The organism is Pantoea phytostimulans, from assembly GCF_046118715.1.
GTDB classification, from domain to species: domain Bacteria; phylum Pseudomonadota; class Gammaproteobacteria; order Enterobacterales; family Enterobacteriaceae; genus Pantoea; species Pantoea phytostimulans.
The window spans coordinates 823,792-842,822 of sequence record NZ_CP173698.1 but is presented as its reverse complement, the minus strand read 5'-3'; the positions used below and the strand labels follow the sequence as shown (position 1 = coordinate 842,822).

13 protein-coding genes are annotated in these 19,031 nt (G+C 53.3%); 2 read left to right on the top strand and 11 right to left on the bottom strand.

What is annotated here, in order from left to right; translation table 11 throughout:
* The first annotated feature begins 518 nt into the window (after window positions 1–518).
* Window positions 519–1,592 (top strand): porin, encoded by a 1,074-nt coding sequence (locus tag ACF2G4_RS04025; RefSeq protein WP_305798589.1) that lies wholly within the window; start codon window positions 519–521, stop codon window positions 1,590–1,592.
* Between the two features lie 53 nt (window positions 1,593–1,645).
* Here ACF2G4_RS04025 and ACF2G4_RS04020 read toward each other — a convergent pair whose 3' ends face one another.
* From ACF2G4_RS04020 to ACF2G4_RS03985, 8 genes are all read right to left on the bottom strand, one after another.
* Window positions 1,646–2,551 (bottom strand): bestrophin family protein, encoded by a 906-nt coding sequence (locus ACF2G4_RS04020; protein ID WP_215846966.1) that lies wholly within the window; start codon window positions 2,549–2,551, stop codon window positions 1,646–1,648.
* Between the two features lie 99 nt (window positions 2,552–2,650).
* A complete protein-coding gene (locus ACF2G4_RS04015) occupies window positions 2,651–4,114 on the bottom strand; it encodes a YchO/YchP family invasin (RefSeq protein ID WP_409075549.1) in 1,464 nt (487 codons plus the stop codon).
* Window positions 4,115–4,305: 191 nt separating this feature from the next.
* Window positions 4,306–5,103: an SDR family oxidoreductase gene (locus ACF2G4_RS04010; protein ID WP_215846969.1), complete on the bottom strand. Its 798-nt coding sequence runs from the start codon at window positions 5,101–5,103 to the stop codon at window positions 4,306–4,308.
* Window positions 5,104–5,114: 11 nt separating this feature from the next.
* Complete coding sequence (locus ACF2G4_RS04005) at window positions 5,115–6,182, bottom strand: ABC transporter permease (protein ID WP_215846970.1); 1,068 nt, start codon at window positions 6,180–6,182, stop codon at window positions 5,115–5,117.
* Between the two features lie 17 nt (window positions 6,183–6,199).
* A complete protein-coding gene (locus tag ACF2G4_RS04000) occupies window positions 6,200–7,732 on the bottom strand; it encodes a sugar ABC transporter ATP-binding protein (RefSeq protein ID WP_243078093.1) in 1,533 nt (510 codons plus the stop codon).
* A 9-nt stretch (window positions 7,733–7,741) separates the two neighbouring features.
* On the bottom strand, window positions 7,742–8,353 hold the full coding sequence (locus tag ACF2G4_RS03995) for a DUF2291 family protein (protein ID WP_243078094.1): 612 nt from the start codon (window positions 8,351–8,353) through the stop codon (window positions 7,742–7,744).
* A 45-nt stretch (window positions 8,354–8,398) separates the two neighbouring features.
* Window positions 8,399–9,334 carry a D-ribose ABC transporter substrate-binding protein gene (locus tag ACF2G4_RS03990; RefSeq protein WP_243078095.1) on the bottom strand — a complete coding sequence of 312 codons (936 nt, stop codon included), beginning with the start codon at window positions 9,332–9,334 and terminating at the stop codon, window positions 8,399–8,401.
* A 63-nt stretch (window positions 9,335–9,397) separates the two neighbouring features.
* Window positions 9,398–10,195 carry a GolD/DthD family dehydrogenase gene (locus ACF2G4_RS03985; RefSeq protein ID WP_215846972.1) on the bottom strand — a complete coding sequence of 266 codons (798 nt, stop codon included), beginning with the start codon at window positions 10,193–10,195 and terminating at the stop codon, window positions 9,398–9,400.
* A 352-nt stretch (window positions 10,196–10,547) separates the two neighbouring features.
* On the opposite strand from ACF2G4_RS03985, the gene ACF2G4_RS03980 reads away from it, so the two are divergent.
* Entirely contained in the window at window positions 10,548–11,360 is an 813-nt protein-coding gene (locus tag ACF2G4_RS03980) for a DeoR/GlpR family DNA-binding transcription regulator (RefSeq protein ID WP_215846973.1), read from the top strand.
* Window positions 11,361–11,530: 170 nt separating this feature from the next.
* Here the strand turns inward: ACF2G4_RS03980 and cobA are convergent, their stop codons facing one another.
* From cobA to nirB, 3 genes are read right to left on the bottom strand one after another with little or no spacing between them, the layout of a single operon-like run.
* Window positions 11,531–12,349: a uroporphyrinogen-III C-methyltransferase gene (gene cobA / locus ACF2G4_RS03975; protein ID WP_332627729.1), complete on the bottom strand. Its 819-nt coding sequence runs from the start codon at window positions 12,347–12,349 to the stop codon at window positions 11,531–11,533.
* Window positions 12,346–14,961, bottom strand: coding sequence for a molybdopterin-dependent oxidoreductase (locus ACF2G4_RS03970; RefSeq protein ID WP_409075548.1), 2,616 nt, complete (start codon window positions 14,959–14,961; stop codon window positions 12,346–12,348). The genes cobA and ACF2G4_RS03970 overlap by 4 nt, the downstream gene beginning before the upstream one ends.
* Window positions 14,958–19,025, bottom strand: a complete 4,068-nt coding sequence (gene nirB / locus ACF2G4_RS03965; protein WP_409075547.1) for a nitrite reductase large subunit NirB — start codon at window positions 19,023–19,025, stop codon at window positions 14,958–14,960. The genes ACF2G4_RS03970 and nirB overlap by 4 nt, the downstream gene beginning before the upstream one ends.
* Between the last annotated feature and the right edge of the window lie 6 nt (window positions 19,026–19,031).

Sequence of the window (19,031 nt, the reverse complement as noted above, 5' to 3'; positions counted from 1 at the left end):
TATTTTTTTATCGATATTAAACAGAATATAAACAAAACGAAATTTAGTATGTATTTTAATCACCACAAAAAAAGCGATGTGCGTTATTCCATTTTTATTTCTAACGTTATTATAAAAGCAGAAATATCTTGTCTTGTTGTGTAAAAAATAAACATTATCAGGCTAATTATTAGAGGTAAAAATGCTTTTATTTGATAATGACGTCTGATCATATTGCTATAACACTTTTTTTATTCTACTCATTAACCGAACAACTTACTTGAATAAAATTAAGCCCAATAAAAACACTAACAACCTGATTAATAATGATTATTAAATAAAAGCTGCGATTTATCTATCATATGGAAATCTAATACCTTTAAGGCAAAACAAACCTTAAATATGCTTTTTTATGATAACATAAATTAAATACACATTTTGTTACATTTATTGCGCTAGGCTGAATTATCTTTCTGTGTCATTTTCTTTTCACCCCTTCTCTGGGGGATAATAATTAATCGATACAGGGTAAATATTAAATGATGAAGCGCTCTTTACTGGCGGCTGTAATGCCGTTATTGATCAGTATCTCCACTGCTCAAGCAGCAGAAATTTATAATAAAGACGGTAATAAGCTCGATTTAGTGGGCAAGATTAACGTTTCTCACCTGTTTTCTGATGATGACAGTAACAATGGCGATACATCGTCCTATGCGCGCTTTGGTTTCAAAGGTGAAACGAAAATCACCGATCAGTTAACCGGTTACGGATTTTGGCAATATCAATACAGTTTGCGCAACTCTGAAGGCAGCGATGCACAAACCGGTAACCGTACGCGTCTTGGCTACGCGGGCCTGAAATTTGGCCAGGCGGGATCGCTGGATTATGGCCGTAACTACGGTCTGGTTTATGACGCGCTGGCTAACACCGACATGTTGCCATTCTTTGGGGGCGATTCCGGTTATACCGACGCCTTCTTGTCTGGCCGTTCAACGGGCGTGCTGACCTGGCGTAACAAAGATTTCTTTGGTCTGGTTGATGGCCTGAATATCGCCGCCCAGTATCAAGGGAAAAACGATCGCAGCGGCAATACCGACGGCGTGCGCCGTTCAAACGGTGATGGCTATGCGCTGTCTGCGACCTACGACTTTGATTTTGGTTTGAGCTTCGCCGGCGCATTTGCCAGCCTTGATCGTACTGAAACCCAGAATGCTGCCGCACGCGGTGAAGGCGAGAAAGCACAACATTGGGCAACAAGCGTGAAATATGACGCCAACCAGATCTATCTGGCAGCAATGTACGGCGAAACGCTGAATGCCACACCAATTTCTGGTGGTTTTGCTAATAAAGCGCAGAACTTTGAAGCCGTTGCGCAGTATCAGTTCCTGAACGGCATTCGTCCTTCTGTCGGCTACGTTTCGTCAAAAGGTAAAGAGATCGAGAACATTGGTGATGCTGACATCATCAAATATACCTCTGTGGGTGCGACCTATTACTTCAACAAAAACATGTCGGTCTACGGTGAATACCGCATCAACCTGTTGAAAGATGATAACGCACTCGGCTTGGCGACCGACGATATCACTGCACTTGGCTTGATCTACCAGTTCTAATCGCCCTGCCCTCACTTAACGGCCCGGCCTGTGTCTTCCGGGCCGTTTTCTTTTTATGTCAGGCGATAATATTTATCCGGCTGCATGGGCAGCGGCAAGTCGGATTCACCCGCCATCTCGCGCAGATTGATCTCAATATTGGTGCAGATAGCATCCATCGGCAGGTGGTTGTTTTCATACCCGAACGGCATTTCCAGCTCTTCCGCCAGCGTATCCAGTGAGAGAAAGGTATAGGCGATAAACATCGAAACCAGCGGCGTCATCGCATGCAGATCGGGTGCCAACGCAAACGGTAGCAAGGTACAGAAAAAATAGACTGTGCGGTGCAGCAGCAGGCCGTAAGCAAAAGGCACCGGCATGCTGGCAAGACGTTCACAACCGCCCAATACTGCGGCAAGCTGGTTGAGGTTATTGTCGATATTGCCCCAGACAACATCGCTGATATTTCCCTGACGACGCTGCTCTGCCAGCCAGTGTGAGAGCTGCAACTGCAACACGTTTGCAGGTGAATGCCGCTGAAGTAACCCTTCCGCTTCATCCCCTAATAAACGCGTTAAATCTTCACGCGCATCGGTGCGACGAAGCTGATGTTTAAGGCTGGCGCAAAATGCCAGTAACAGCCTTTGTACTCGCGGTGCATCAGCGGGGCAAACCGCCATCACCTGACGCTGAAGAGTACGACAGGCGATAAGCAAGGCACCTAAAAAATGCCGCGCTTCACTAAAGCGGGCAAAACAGACGCTGTTGCGAAAACCGAGAAACACCGCGATAGACACCCCCAGCAAACTAAACGGCGCCAGAGTGAGTTTAATGCCCAGCGTTTCATACCAATTCAGTGATGCCAGCGCGATCAGTGACATCATTAAATTCAGCGATAAGCGAAACAAAATATCAGGCAGCACAGAGCCGTGCCAGGCGAACAAACGAACGAACCAATGGCGTTGCGGGCGAAGGATCATGGTGAGCAGGTGTATAAGAATTTTCGCTGATTCTGCGAGTTTCCTTAAAAACTTTCCACTGGAAAAGTGTGACAATTGTCACACTTTTTTCGCGTTGGATCAGAGGCTCATTGCTGGGCTCTTTTCGGTGGGTGCCATCAAATCGTAGCGATTATCCTGCTGCTCGCGAACAGCCATGGGCGGCTGAAGTTTAAGGGTGATCCAGTTGGACGTGACACGTTGCTGCTTGGTGTCTTCCAACGTCACGGACAAGCGATATTCGTTCGTCGCATCGGGGGAATTGTCCCATGGCGGCAGAATGACGCTCCAGCCTTGTGGATCATTATTATCTGATGACGGTGTCAAACTCAGCGCCTGTGTATCGCCTTGCCAGCTCACAGCTTTGATTGCGTTGCTGGCGCGAATTTGCAGCTTGAGCGGCAGGCTTTCGCCGCCGTTTAGCTGCCAGGGCGGCGTAGCAAGAAAAACGGATAAGTTTTTACGCTGACGGAACGACAGCACCGGCGTGTCGCTGCGTGTTACGTTGTCGTAGCGGCTTCCCCGCAGCGAGTGCACAGCCGCGACGTTATTGGCATTGAGTTGTTGACTCAACGCCACGCCAAAACGGTAATTCAGTTTAAGGCCGAGTTGTTCCTGGCTCTCGCCCGCGCTGCTGGTTTTATGCGTAGCAGAAAAGGTCACCAGCGGCACCGGAGTGTATGAGAGGCCAAACGTCATCGCTGAAGGGTTGTGATAGCGGTTGCCGCTGTTAAACAGATCGACATTTTGCCCTAAATATTGCTGCCAGCTCAAAGACATACCCACCTGACGATAAAACGGCAGGTAGCTTTGCGTGGTAATGTCATAACCGCGCGCCATACGCTGCTGCTGGCTATCGCCGAGGTTTTTCCAACCCGAAAGCGGATGATAATAGTTAGCTGAAAAGCGCAGATTATCACTCCACGCTTCCGTACCCACGGAAGCGCGCTGTAAACCGCTGCTGAAAATGCGATCGATAAACGTGTTGTAACCGAGTAACCACTGCCCCGCTTCCCAACGCTGCCCCAAACCGGCATTCCCGACTAATCCGTCGGAAGTGTCGTGTAGGCCAACCTGGCTGAACGTAAGATAGCTGTTTTCATCTGCTAACGCGCTGAACAGATCGCCGCCCGTGCCGGTGAAGTTGCCATCCATGTCGACCATCAGATCCAGGGTCGCATTGCCATAAGGAGAAAGCAGCGACTGTCCTTCGTTCTCAACGCGATCCGCCACTTCATCACGTAGATGGTTAAACGCCCATACGCCAGCTTGCTGACCAAATGAAGCCTCACTGCTGCTGTTTTGACTGGCTTCACCAATGCTTTTCGCTACCGAAGCGAGCTTTTTGCTCCACTCCGCGCTGTTATCGTAATTGCCCAGCGAGGGCAGATTCTCCAGCGATTGGCGGAAACGGGCGGGATCGTCAAACGGCGCTTCTGCTACCCGAGTTTCGGGTTGTAGCGCAGCAGCAGGCGCAGTGGAGACGATTGTCGAGGCCACCAAACAGAATGTCAGCGATTTTCGTTTCAATAAGGTTGAAGACATAAGCAATGAGGTCGTTTTTGGGTCTTAAGGTGGAAGAATTTACACAACCAAGTGAGTTTACCTTAACATATTGTGACAGCCGTGCAGGACAGGTCTCATCTTTTGTGCTTATCCGAGAATTTTCTGAGGTTAAAAAACAGGCAAAAAAAAGGGTTTGCCACTTGGCAAACCCCTGATTAAAGCGGCAGGAATTAAGAGAATATTAACCCGCCATCCACATTAATGGTTTGCCCGGTGATATAGCGAGCATCGTCTGAGGCGAGAAACGCCACCAGCCCGGCAACATCATCTGGCTGCCCGGCACGTTTCAACGGAATATTTTCAACCCACTCTGCCATCAATTCGCCTTTGCCATACGTTTTCTTGTCGCTGCTCAGAATCTCGCCCCACACGCGATCGTTGTAATCCCACATTTCGCTTTCGATGATGCCTGGGCAAAACGCATTTACCGTGATGTGCCACGGTGCCAGCTCCAGCGCCAGACTTTGAGTAATGCCGATCACGCCCATTTTACTGGCGGCATAATGGGGCGTGTAGATAAAACCTTGTCGCCCCTGCCCCGAAGAGGTGTTGATCAAACTGCCGCTGTTCTGCTGCACCATATATTTCGCCGCCTCGCGACAACACAACCAGACGCCGGTGGTGTTGACCGCCAGGATCTTCTCAAAATCACTTTTAGGCATTGCGTCAAATCGGTCAATGGTGATAACTCCGGCGTTTTGAATTGAAACATCAATACTGCCAAACCGTTTAAATGCTTGCTGATAAAGCTGCTGCACCTCGCTTTCAACGGTGACATCAACCTGTAACGACAGAATCTCGCCGCCAAACTGCTTTTGTAAGGTATTGGCCGTCTGATGCACGCGATCCGCATTCGATACCATGACCAGGTTCGCCCCATCGCGGGCAAAGCGGGCCGCAATGCCTGCACCAATTCCTCGACAGGCGCCAGTAATCACCACCGTTTTTCCACTAAAATCTCGTGTCATCTTGCCTCCGTTTAGCCATGACTGACGTTAGATGTTGGGGTGGATTGCTGCTTTTGCTCATGGCGACGCAACAGCACCACTTTGCTTTGCAGACGTTGCTGGAACTGATCGATAACCACAGCAGTCACAATCACCAGTCCTTTAATCACCATCTGCCAAAAATCACTAACGCCCATCATCACCATGCCGTCGGCAAGGAAAACGATAACAAACGCACCAATAATCGAGCCGGAAACCCTGCCGCGACCGCCTGCCAGCGCGGTGCCGCCCAAGACGGTGGCGCCGATGGCATCCATTTCAAACATGTTGCCGGTCATCGGATGTGCAGTTTGCAACTGCGACGCCACCACTAACCCCACCAGACCCGCGCACAAGCCAGAGAAGGCGTAGACAAAAACTTTTACTTTGATGATAGGTACGCCAGCCAGGCGCGCCGCCCCTTCATTACCGCCGGTGGCGTAGATGTAACGCCCAAGCGGCGTTTTACGGGTTAAGTAGAGGCCCAACAGCAAAAAGCCAAGCATTAACCAGATCGGGATATAGACGCCCAGTAGCGTACCCGAGCCGAGGAACGCAAAACCGGTATTACCCAGTTGCGGCAGACCGACCAGGTTGGCGTAAGTGCTACCGTCGTTGAACAGCAGCGCCGCGCCGCGTGCGATATACATCATGCCGAGCGTACAAATGAAGGGAGCAACACCCAGCCGGGTGATCACTGCCCCGTTGATCAATCCCACCAGCACGCCAAAAATCGCCACCACAAGAATCACTTCGGGCACGTTGAGGAACAGTGTATTACCGCCCCAAAGCGGCACGCCGTTGGTGAGCAGCGCACCCGCTACCATGCCGCAAATCCCAGCTACCGCGCCCACGGATAAATCAATGCCGCCGGTCAAAATCACCAGCGTCATGCCAATTGCCAGTAAACCGGTGATGGCGACATGTTGAGTCATGATCAGCAGGTTGGACGTCGTCAGAAAATTCGGCACCATTACGCTGAAAAAGCCCACCACAATCAGTAACGCGATGAAGGTTCGCGCCTTGAGGAGATACATATAGAGCAAATATTTTTGATTCATGAAATTCTCCAGCAACCTTAAGCTTGCGGTGTCGAAGCGCTGATCAGTTTTTCTCGTGTCGCTTCAGCGCGCGGCAGATCGGCGGTAATGCGTCCATCCGCCATGACTAAAATGCGGTCGGCCAGCGCCATCACCTCGTCCAGTTCGGATGAGGAAAACATCACCGCCAGCCCCTGCTGTGCCAGGTTGCCAATCAGGTGATAGACATCGGTTTTTGCGCCAACATCAATACCGCGCGTGGGTTCATCCAACAGCACCACTTTCGGCCCGGTCATCAATGCCTTGCCCAGCACCACTTTCTGCTGGTTACCGCCGCTTAATGAGGTGATCGGCAGTTCGGCATCGCTGACTTTGATCGCCAGATGCCCAATCATTTCATTAACGCGCTGATTCTCTTTGCCGGGATTAAGCATTCGCAGCGCACGGCGAAAGCCACGCAGGCTGAGATCGGAGAGCGTCATATTGGCGGTGATCGACATCAGCTGCACTACGCCTTCGGCTTGGCGATCTTCCGGCACCAGTGCGATGCCGCGTTTGAGCCGCTGCTGGAAATTACGCTTCGCCAGATTTTCACCGTTGAGCAACACACTGCCCGACTGACAATGCATCAAGCCAATCAGCCCTTTAAACAGTTCGGTGCGTCCTGCGCCCAGCAAACCGTAAATGCCGATCACTTCCCCTTTTCGTAGCGAAAAAGTGACGTCATTGAGCTTGTATCCGCCGTTTTGATGCAGCGCGGTCAAGCCTTCTACCTGCAAGATCGTGTCACCTTGCGCCGCCGCGTGATAATCGAAGTGCTTTTTCTTGTCGCCTACCATTTGCTCAATGATCCACGGCACGCTGGCATCACGCACTTCGCGCTCACTGATAAAGCGCCCATCGCGGAAAATTGTGATGTGATCGCCAATTTCCATCAGCTCTTCGAGCCGGTGAGAAATGTAGATAATAGTGACGCCACGTCGTTTGAGCTGTTCAATGACGTTAAACAGCACCCTGACTTCCGACTGGCTCAGCGCGCTGGTCGGTTCATCCATGATCAGCACGCGGGTGTCTTTCGATAGCGCACGTGCAATTTCTACCAGCTGTTGATGACCAATGCCGAGTTCACCTAGCGCCGCATAGGGATCAACGTCCAGCTCCAGCCGCTCCAGCAGCGTTTTTGCCAGCGCATATTGATACTTTTCATTGATCACGCCGCGCTGAAAAAACTCATTGGCAATGAAGATGTTATCCATCACATTCATGTTTGGAAACAGGTTCAGCTCCTGAAAAATTATGCTGATCCCTCGCTTCTCTGCTTGCTGCGTTGAGGTCAGCGACACCGGTTTTCCCTCCAGTAAAATCTCGCCTGATGACGGCGTCTCTACACCCGCCAGCATTTTCATCATGGTGGATTTTCCTGCGCCGTTTTCGCCAATCAGCACGTTCACTTTGTTGCGATAAACGCGGTAATTGACCTGATCGAGCGCCGTTACGCCAGGATAAACCCGCGAGACATTGCGCGTTTCAATGATCACATCGGTAGCCTGTTGCGATTGAGGATTTTGCATATGCCCTCCTTACTGCCGCGTGATTTGCGCTGGCGTGATATCCGGCAGTTTCTGCGGAATGTCCCAGGCACTAAATACGCCCGCCACCGTGATTTTGTCGCCGACTTTTGGCTTGAACTGCTGCATTAATGTGGAAGCCTGCTGATTGATCGCCCGGCCATAATCGCCAAACATCACCTGATCGTTGAAGTCCTGATAGCTGGCCCCTTTATATGCATCGCGCAGTGCAGTGCCGCGAATGATTGGCCCAACCTGAATTGTGACACTGTCACCTGAAATGTCTTTAACCGTCATCTTTCCACTGCGAGAAGTGGTGTTAACTGCGGTGACATCACCGCTGACACTCACGCTGAATACGCAGGGATTCTCTTCCTGGCTGCGATAACCGTAGGTTTTACAGGCACTGTCAAAATCGGGAGCCGACTGCAAAGACTTCATCAACTCAGCCAGCGGTTTCGCTTCGCCTGCGACCTGCGGCACCAGTTTTTGCTGCCAGGTTTGCGCAATATTCGTCATGTTTGGATTGGGGGGATTTTTCAGATCAGCCAGCTCCTGCTGCGACACAATACGGCAACCACCGAGCACAACTGCTATCAGCATCAGCCAGAGTCGTTTATCCATCTCATTCTCCCTGGCGCCCGTTTTCACGGGCGCGGCGGCGGTTAATTACGACTTATAATTGAAGTCCTGCACACCTTTGGCATTTTCTGGCGTGATCAAAATGCCGCGGAACATCACTCGCTGTTTGGCCGGTTTGATCCCTTTCTGGATGAAGTTGTCGATATCGGTGACGCCCTGCGCGGCAATCGCCTGCGCCTGAAGCATGACGGTGGCTTTCAGCGTTCCTGCGGTAACCGCGTCGCGCTCATCGTTGCTACCGTCAATGCCCACCACCGTGACGTCATCGCGTCCTGCGGCTTTCAGCGCCGCAATCGCGCCCAGCGCCACTGGGCCGTTACCGCAAATTACGCCTTTTACATCGGGATGCGCCTGCAAAATGCTGTCCATGATGCGCTTGCCATCAATCAAGGTGCCTTTAGCATCCTGACGCGCCACGCTTTGCATGTCGGGATATTGATCGAGTACCTGATGGAAGGATTTGGAACGGGTTACGCAGTTGTTGTCGGCGAGATTACAGGTCAGTTCAGCGTACTTACCCTTTTCTCCCATCTTCTCAACAAAGACGTTGGCAACATCGGAACCGGCCTGGAAATTGTTGTGGGTAATCTGCTCCAGCGCCACGTCATCAACCGGGATTTCACGGTTAATCAACACCACGGGAATACCGGCATCTTTGGCTTTTTTAATCGCCGCCACGCTGGCGGTGGAATCGGCGTTGTCCAGAATAATGCCCTGCACTTTTTTACCAATCGCGGCATCGATCAGTTCGCTTTGCTTCTTCACATCTTCACCGTGAGACAGCACGGAGGTTTTGTATCCAAGTTGTTGCGCTTTGAGGTTGGCGCCTTTGGCTTCTGAGGCGTAATAAGGATTATCGAGCGAGTTAACCAGAATCATGATGGTGCCTTTCTCTGCAGCAAATGCCGCGTGAGAGATCAGGCAGGCCGCCATTGCAGTGCACAGCAAAGTACGTTTTTTCATGGTGATGTTCTCTCTATTTATCGTTATCGCAGGGTGTTTTGTTTCTCTGGAATTGGCACAGCATTACCAAATGGTGAAACCGCCATCGATCATCAGATCGGCGCCGGTGATCATGTCGCTGCCGTTGCTGGCAAAAAACAGCACGGCGGCGGCGATTTCGTCGGTGTAGGCAAAACGGCCCAGTGGAATAAGTTTTTTCATTTGCTCGCCTTTTTCACCGCGCCAGGCTTTCTCACCCATCGGGGTTAATACCACCGTGGGCGAGAGCGTGTTGACGTTAATACGATGCGGCGCAAATTCTTTCGCCATGACCTTGGTCATGCCAAGCAAGCCCGCTTTTGCCGAGGTGTAAGCCACGTGATTATCGATAGCGATTGAGGCTGCCTGAGAGGCGATATTGATGATTTTGCCGCCGTTGCCCGCCTTAACCATACGTTTACCCACCGCTTGTGAGCAGAGAAATGGCCCGGTGAGATTGACGGCAATCTGCTTCTGCCACTCGGCAAAATCAGTCTCCAGTACCGGTTGCAGCATCACGTAACCGGCGCAATTCACCAGAATATCGATATGACCGTAATGTGCTTCAACCTGATCAAAAGCCTGTTCAACCGAAGCAGGATCGGTGACGTCACAGCAGACAAACTGCACGCTTTCTGCTGCAAACCCGACACTAAGGCTGCTGACTTTCTCCGCTTCAAACGGCGGATAGAGCAGCGCCAGACGTGCGCCCTTTTCCAGCAGCATGGCGTTGCTCGCCATGGCAATACCGCCGAGTCCGCCGGTCACTACCGCGACTTTGCCGCTGAGATCTTGCGCCGTGTCCACGCCATAGCGCAGATTTACGTCATATTCACCGCTCATTCGTTACACTCCTTCAGGGTTCAACTTTCTCAATCGCAAATAATCATTTTCGAACAAAAATATATGCTATCGAATTGAAAGGATGTGTGGGTGAGATCAAATTTCATACAACTCGGCGAGAGATATTCATTATCTTATTGAAAAGACGTGATGTGCATTACAAACAGAAAAAATCGCATGGATAAAGATGCTGAACCCAATGTGAAGATTCAATAACCTGTTTATTGTTTATTTTCGTTCGAAAATCATTGGCCGTTTTCATCATCTCGCATTCGCAAAAATGGCGCGGTAGACTCAGCATCAGGTCCACGTTCGCCTACACCTAACGCGATTGGAAAAGGGAGCATTTCGATTGAAAAGCAAGAGTGAGCAGTTGGCTGATATGCAGCAACGCCGCGAAAAGATTCTGGAAATGATCCGTGAGGATGGCACGGTCACCGTCAAAGCGTTGACTGAAACCTTTGGCTTAACGGAAGCCACGTTACGTACCGATCTGCGGATGCTGCAAAAACAAGGTTTTGTACAGCGTTACCACGGTGGCGCAACATTAATGACCGGAAAACAGAATACCGGCGCGCTGCTGCTGGAGCGGCAAACACATCTTGAAGAGAAGGAAGCGATAGGACGTTTAGCCGCGCAGCATATCGAAAATGGCGACACAGTGATTTTCGATTCGGGTACCACTACCACCGCCATTGCCGAAGCGATCAGCCATATTCGCCGTTTATCGGTAGTCACAACCGCCGTGAACATTGCGCTGAAACTGGGTGGCGAGCCGGGAATAAATATCTTGTTAACAGGCGGGACGTTTAAATTTCCAACATTGTCGACATCTGGCGAAAAAGCGGCAAACTTCTTCGAAAATGTATTGGCAGAGAAGCTGTTTCTGGCAACCGCCTGTATTTCACCGCGCCTCGGTTTGAGCTTTCCCAGCGAAACCGACATCAAAGTTAAAATGGCGATGATCAACTCGGCCAACACGGTTTATGTGGTCGCCGATTCCAGCAAGATCGATAAGGTGTCGATGTTTGCGCTGCCGTGTGACTGGAGCAAAATTCACTGCCTGATTACCGACAACGGTATTTCTTCAGCACAGGTTGATGCATTCGAAGCGTTGGGCGTGAGGGTGTTGGTTGCGCCGTTGCCGTTGAGGCGGGCGATGTGAGTCCGTTTTAAACGCGCCGTAAAAAAACAGGGTGTCGTTCAGTTGGGAATAAAGGGCGATTGCGTAAAGACGCCGTCAATACCTCGCTGTAGGCGCATCCGCCGCAGCCCTGCGTCGGATGCGCCCTACCTGACTCACGCACGCCAGATAAAGTCATATCAGTAATTTATCTACACCTGTTTTATAGATTCATCTTCAGCAATCTTTAAATCAGCACGGTAATAACGCACCACATCACCAATCATCAGCAACGACGGTGAAACCGGCTTTTCATTTTCAACCGTTTGCGCTAACGCCTTCAATGTCGTGATCAACACGCGCTGCTCGGGTCGCGTCCCATTTTCGATGATGGCTACTGGCGTATCCGCATCGCGCCCTTGAGCCAACAGCTGCACACTGATTGAGGCACTCCAGCTCAATCCCATATAAAACACTAACGTCTGATTCGCAGCGGCCAACGATGCATCATTCAGTTGCGGTTCACCGCTGCGCCCGTGTCCGGTAATCAGTCGCAGCGATTGCGCACAATCGCGATGCGTCAGGGGAATTCCGCTGGCGGCGGCGCAACCCACCGCCGCCGTGATACCGGGAACCACCTCACACACAATACCGGCTTGTTGCAGGCTCACCATCTCTTCACCGCCACGCCCAAAAATAAAGGGATCGCCGCCTTTTAGCCGCACCACGTTGCGTCCACTCAGCGCTAAATCCACCAGCAGCTGATTGATTTGCGACTGCTTTAACCCGTGATAACCAGGCCGCTTACCCACATCAATACACAAGGCGCTGTCGGGCACTTCCGCCATCACCGCCTCGCTCACCAATCGGTCATACACCACCACTTCCGCTTGTTGTAACAACCGTAACGCTTTTACCGTGAGCAGCTCAACATCACCGGGACCCGCGCCCACTAACCAAACACGTCCATGTTCCGAAGCTTCGCCATTGGGCGTCAGCAGTTTATCCAATGCATCAATAGCAAGCGTCATGATTCCTCCGTCACGCATGATGACAGCAGTTGTTTTAGCTCCGGGATGCAGGAGCCACAATTTGTTCCGCACTTGAGTTTGGCGCCCAGCGCCTGTGTGCTACGGCAGCCTTGGGCCACCGCATTTAAAATGGTTTGTTCGCCTACGCTAAAGCAGCTGCAAATAATGCGGCCCGCCACGTCACCTTGCGCAGCTTGCCCCGCCAGTAGCGAATGACGATCGATGGCACGCGTTGGCGCAGCCTGAAAAGCCGCAGTAATGAAAGCGTGATCGAGGTGCGGTAAGCGAGAAGCGGCATAAAACGCCAGCTGTAACGCACCGTTGCGCCACGCCAGTAGCCGATAATCCTGGCCGCCTTCGGCAACCTGCAACTGCATTGAAGTCAAATCCGAGTGTGAAGCGAGCCAGTTTGATGCAGAACCTTCTCCGCCCAATACAAAACGCTGCGCGCCCTGTTGTGGCGCACGCGCCCAATAGCGAAGATTTTTCGGCGCTTGATCGCTGCGTTGCCATAGCCAACCTTGCCAATCTGCGCGCAGCGGTTGAATACGCACCGCCGTCTGCTTTAAGGCGGGTTGCCCCGATGCTGGGCAGCAGAGCGCGGCTACCAACATGTCTACATTGCTTTGCTGGCTGAACTGACGGTTCCAGTGCATCGGCACGAAAAGTTCGCCGCGTCGAAGTCCGCTGTCGTGGGTAACGCGTGCAGTGATCCAGCCGTGAACCGATTGCACGCGCGCCAATGTTCCTGCAGGTAAGCCATACGCAATGGCATCTTGAGGATGCAGCGCGACAAAAGGCTCATCGCAGTGTTGCATCAGACGCGGCACTGCCCCGGTACGCGTCATGGTATGCCATTGATCGCGCACGCGACCGGTGTTCATTAACAGCGGATAATCTCTATTAACAGTGACTGTTTTAGTCTCTGCAAACGGCAGCAAACGCGCCTTCCCGTCAGGATGAAAGAAGCGACGATCGCTGAATAAACGTGCGCAACCATCAGGATGCTGTGCATTAACCGGCCATTGAATCGGGCGCAATTTATCCCAGCCGTCGTCACTTAACTGCGCCAGCCCGCTGATATCAAAGGCGCGCTGTCCGTGGTTTTCAAAGCCGGAAAGTGCAGCGTGTTCTCGGAAGATCTGCGCCGGATGGGTCCAGCCAAAGGCGGCGGCGAAACCCAAACGCTGCGCCACTTGCGCCAGTAGCCACCAATCGGGTTTGGCATCACCGGGCGCAGCTGCAAACGCACGCTGACGGGAGATGCGTCGCTCGGAGTTGGTTACTGTGCCATTTTTTTCACCCCACCCCAGCGCGGGCAATAGAATGTCAGCGAAGGCGCTGGTATCGGTTTGCGCTAATACATCGGAAACAATCACCAACGGACATTTTGCCAGCGCCTGCGCAATGCGATTGCCTTCTGGCATCGACACCGCTGGATTGGTGCCCATAATCCACACCGCTTTTACGTCACCCCGCTCAATAGCGTCGAACAGCTTTACCGCCGTCAAACCAGGCTGACGCGCTATGGTTGGGCTTTGCCAAAAGCGCTGCAAACGATCGCAATCGGCATCATTAAAATTCATATGGGCCGCGAGTTGATTCGCCAATCCCCCCACTTCACGGCCCCCCATCGCGTTGGGCTGACCCGTAAGTGAAAACGGCCCGCTGCCCGGCAAACCCACTTTTCCGCTGAGCAAATGTGCATTGATAATGGCGTTGTTATTGTCGCTGCCGCTGACGGATTGGTTAACGCCCATGCACCACAAGGTCAGCACGCGTTGCGATGAGGTAAACAGCTGCCAGAAAGCAGTAACCTGTTCCGGTTCAAGATCGCAGTGCGCAGCAACCCGAGCAAGATCCCATTCGCGCGCCGCGAGCAGCGCCGGTTCCACATCGGCCAAGTGCGCGAGCATGCGGGTATCTACACCGTTGTTTTCTACCAACCAGTTCAGCAAACCGGCAAACAAAACGCTGTCGCTACCAGGACGTAATGCCAAATGCAGATCGGCAAGATCGCAGGTTGCGGTGCGGCGTGGATCGATCACTATCACCTGCATTTCTGGTCGCTGCTGCTTGGCCTTGACCAGCCGCTGATACGCAACCGGATGTGCCCATGCTGCGTTTGATCCTACCAGGATCACGACATCCGCGCGTTCAAAATCCTCATAGCAACACGGCACTGCATCGGCACCGAACGCGCGTTTATAGCCTACAACAGCCGATGCCATGCAGAGCCGCGAATTGGTATCGATATTGGCGGCCCCGATGAACCCTTTCATCAGCTTATTGGCGACGTAATAATCTTCTGTCAACAACTGGCCCGAGCCGTAAAATGCCACCGCCTGCGGGCCATGTTGTTCAATGATCTCACGCAGCCCGTTCGCTGTGGCCTCCAGCGCCGCGTCCATGCTCACGCGTTGTTGATTGACCTGTGGATAAAGCAGTCTCCCGTCCTTTTTCAGGGTTTCACCCAGCGCGGCCCCTTTTACACACAGCCGACCAAAATTGGCTGGATGTTGGAGATCGCCCGCGACCTGCGCCTGTTCATCGCCCTGTGGCGTGACGCTAACGCCGCAGCCGACGCCGCAATAAGGACAGGTGGTTTTCATGATGCCTTCGCCATGACATTAAGTGGTCGGTTTGCCAGCCAGATTTGTCCCGCTTCCAGTTTCACCGGCCAACAGCGTAGCTGGTGCTGCGGATTATCCAGGCTTTGCCCGTCACGCAGCCGCACGCGCTGCTTGTAGAGCGGCGAAATCACTACCGGTTCGCCACCCACGTCGCCGAGAATGCCGCGCGACAGCACGCTGACGTCGCTGCCTGGCTCACGATCTTCCAGCGCGTAGAGTTCATCGCCAAAACGGAACAGTGCAATGCGCTCGCTGCCAAGGCGTGCGCCAATTCCTGCCTGCAACGGCAGAGAATCGAGATCGCATACCCTGCTCCAGGGTTCAGCGGGCAGATGCATAACAGGGATCGCGTTCGCGGCGGCGGGCTGACGCTGTCCCCGTACTTGCACATAACGCAAGGTTTCATCGGGTTCGTTGCTGTTCACCGTTGGGGTAAACAAGGCGCGGCGTGACGGATCTTGCAGCGTGGTTTGCCATTCGCACTGGTAGCTTTCCACCACGTGCTGCATCTCTTGCTCCAGCATGGCGCCAATGCCGAGGCTGTCTTCAATGATCACGTCACGCAGGTAGTCGAGGCCACCTTCCATGTTGTCCATCCACACGCTGGTGCGCTGTAAACGGTCGGCGGTACGCACATAAAACATCAGGATACGGTCAACGTAGCGCAGCAAGGTTTCATCATCGAGGTCGCTGGCGAATAAGTCCGCGTGGCGCGGTTTCATGCCACCGTTACCGCACACATACAGGTTCCAGCCTTTGTCGGTGGCGATCACCCCGATATCTTTGCTCTGCGCTTCGGCGCATTCACGGGTGCAGCCTGAAACGGCCATTTTGATTTTGTGCGGGGCGCGCAGGCCCTTGTAGCGGTTCTCCAGCGCGATGGCAAACGCGGTGGAATCCTGCACGCCGTAGCGACACCATGTTGAGCCGACACAAGATTTCACCGTACGCAGCGATTTACCGTAGGCATGACCGGTTTCGAACCCTGCCATCAGCAGCTCTTCCCAAATTGCGGGCAGCTGATCGAGGCGCGCGCCAAACAGGTCGATACGTTGACCGCCTGTTATTTTGGTGTAGAGATCGTAACGTGCTGCCACTTGTCCAATCGCAATCAGACCTTGTGGCGTAATTTCCCCCGCGGCGACACGCGGCACCACCGAGTAAGTTCCATCTTTCTGGATGTTGCCGAAGTAGCGATCGTTGGTATCTTGCAGGGGCAGATGAGCCGGTTTTAACAGGTAATCATTCCAGCAAGAGGCCAGCAGCGAAGCCGCCAACGGCTTACAGACTTCGCAGCCGTGACCGCGACCATGCGCCGCCAGTAACGCATCAAAGGTTTGGATTTTCTCTACCCGAATCAGGTCATAAAGCGCCTGACGTGAATAGGCAAAGTGCTCGCACACCTCTTTTTTCACTTCGACGCCAAGGTTTTCCAGCTGGAATTCCATCACCTGCTTCACCAGCGCGGAACACCCTCCGCAGCCTGTTGCTGCTTTGGTGCAACTTTTCACACTGGCCAACTCGCCACAACCGTCTCGCACCGCTGAGCAGATATCGCCTTTGCTCACATTGTGACAGGAACAGACCTGAGCGCTGTCGGGTAATGCTGCCACACCCAACGCTTTACTCGGTGTACCAGCCAGTGCAGGTAAGATCAGCGTTGCTGGCGAAGCCGGTAACGGCAGTTGATTCAGCATCATCTGTAGCAGCGATGAATAGTCTTCGCTGTCGCCTACCAACACGCCGCCAAGCAGCAGTTTGCCGTCTGCTGACACCACGATTTTTTTGTAGACGCCTTTAGGGCCATCGGTCCAGTGATAGGTTTGACTGCCCACAGTACGCGCGTGCGCATCACCAAACGAGGCCACTTCCACGCCCAACAGCTTGAGTTTAGTGCTCATATCGGCACCGCTAAAAGCGCTGGCTTCGGCGGCCAGATGTCCTGCCAGCACGCGCGCCATTTGATAGCCTGGCGCAACTAAGCCGAAAATCTGCCCGTTCCATAATGCACATTCGCCGATAGCAAAAATATCGTCATCGCTGGTTTGGCAGTGATCGTTGATCTCAATGCCGCCACGCGGGCCGAGCACCAGATCGGCATCACGCGCCAACTCATCACGCGGACGTATGCCCGCTGAAAACAGCACCAGATCGGTGGGCAGTTCGCCCCCGTCAGCAAAGCGCAACAGTACGCTGCCATCTTCTTGCTTTTCAATCGTTTCAGTTTGCTTCGAGGTGTGCACGGTGACGCCCAGCGCGTCAATTTTCTGACGCAGCATCAATGCGCCGCCCTCATCGAGCTGAACCGCCATCAGGCGCGGCGCGAACTCCACGACGTGCGTTTCCAGGCCTAACTGTTTCAGGGCATTCGCCGCTTCAAGGCCCAGCAGTCCGCCGCCAATCACCACACCGCGTGTGCTGTTTTTGGCGCAGGCCGCAATCGCATCGAGATCGTCCAGTGTGCGATAAACAAAGCAGCGATCGCCATCGTGGCCCGGCACTGGCGGCACGAAGGCACGCGATCCGGTTGCCAGCACTAACTTATCCCACGCCAGTTCGTTTCCGGCGCTGTCACGCACGCTGCGCTGCTGGCGATCAATCGCAACGACCTGACAACCGCGACGCAGCTCAATGCCGTACTGCTCAAAAAAGTTATCGCTCACCAGCGACAATTCTTCCGCGCTTTTACCGGTAAAATACGCTGAAAGATGCACGCGATCGTAAGCCATGCGCGGCTCTTCGCCATAGACCACCACGTGATAGTGCTGATGCAGTTCACGTGCGACCAGCTGTTCCAAAAAATGATGGCTGACCATGCCGTGACCCAGCACAGCTAATGTCGGTTTATTCATCACAAAGCTTCCTGCAGCCTGCGGCTGCGTTTCAGGTTCATCAAGGCCAAACAGCGTGTTCAGACTGATCTGCTCGGCAGCGTTTAGACGGGTTAACAGCGATGCGCCCTGCTGGCTGTCGCCAAACAACAGCACGCCGTTGAGCCGTCCGTGCTTGAGAAAAAGACGGCGATAGTGGCCAGAAAGCGGATCAAAACTGGTCAGCGACGGCGCTTCTCGAATGTCGCCCGCGCTGAACAGAGAAATGCCGCTGACCTTCAGGCGTGTGCCGCTCTTTTCGTGGTAAAAATCGGCGCGTGGCGCGTCGGCCAGCTGCGCGCCTAATACTTCAGCCTGCGCCAGACAAGGCGCGACCAGGCCAAAGGTCTCTCCGGCTATCTCGCAGCATTCACCGACGGCGTAAACATTGGGAATTGTGCTGCGCAACTGACGATCAACGCAGATGCCGCGTTGACAAGGCACACCCGCCGCCTGCGCCAAGGCACTTTCCGGTTGCACACCGATGGCGATCACCACTTGCTCCGCCATGACGACGCTGCCGTTAGTCAGAACCGCGCCCTGTGCAGTGACTTCAGTTACGCCGCTGTTGAGTTCGCAGCGAATACCGCGACGGCGCAGTTGGGCGAGCAGCAATTCCCCCGCTTTGGCATCCAGCTGGCGATCCAACAGCCAGGGTTTGTGATGCACCAGCGTCACGTCACGGCCTTGCGCTTTCAGCGCTGCGGCGGCTTCAATACCGAGAAAACCGCCGCCTAACACCACGACCGGGCCAGATGCGCTGAGTAATTTTTCAACATCTCGCAGGCTGCGAAAGCCGCTGACTTTAGGATGATCGATACCAGGAATCACCGGCATCCGCGGCTGCGAACCGCTAGCAAATACCAGTCGATCCCAGTGCAGCTGACGTTGATCGGTCTGCACACAGCGGGTTGCCAGATCGACGCGCTCAACCGTTTCACCCGCCAGCAGCTGAACGCCATTCTCGACATACCAGTCACGATCGTGGATCAGCGTGTCGGCAAACGCTTTTTCACCCGCCAGCACCGGAGACAGCAGCACGCGGTTGTAATTGCCCAGCGGTTCACGACCAATCACGGTGATGGCGTAACGCTGCGGGGCCAGTGCCAGCAGGGTCTCTACCATGCGCATGCCCGCCATTCCGTTGCCAATTACCAGCAGCTGTTGCTTCATGGTGCG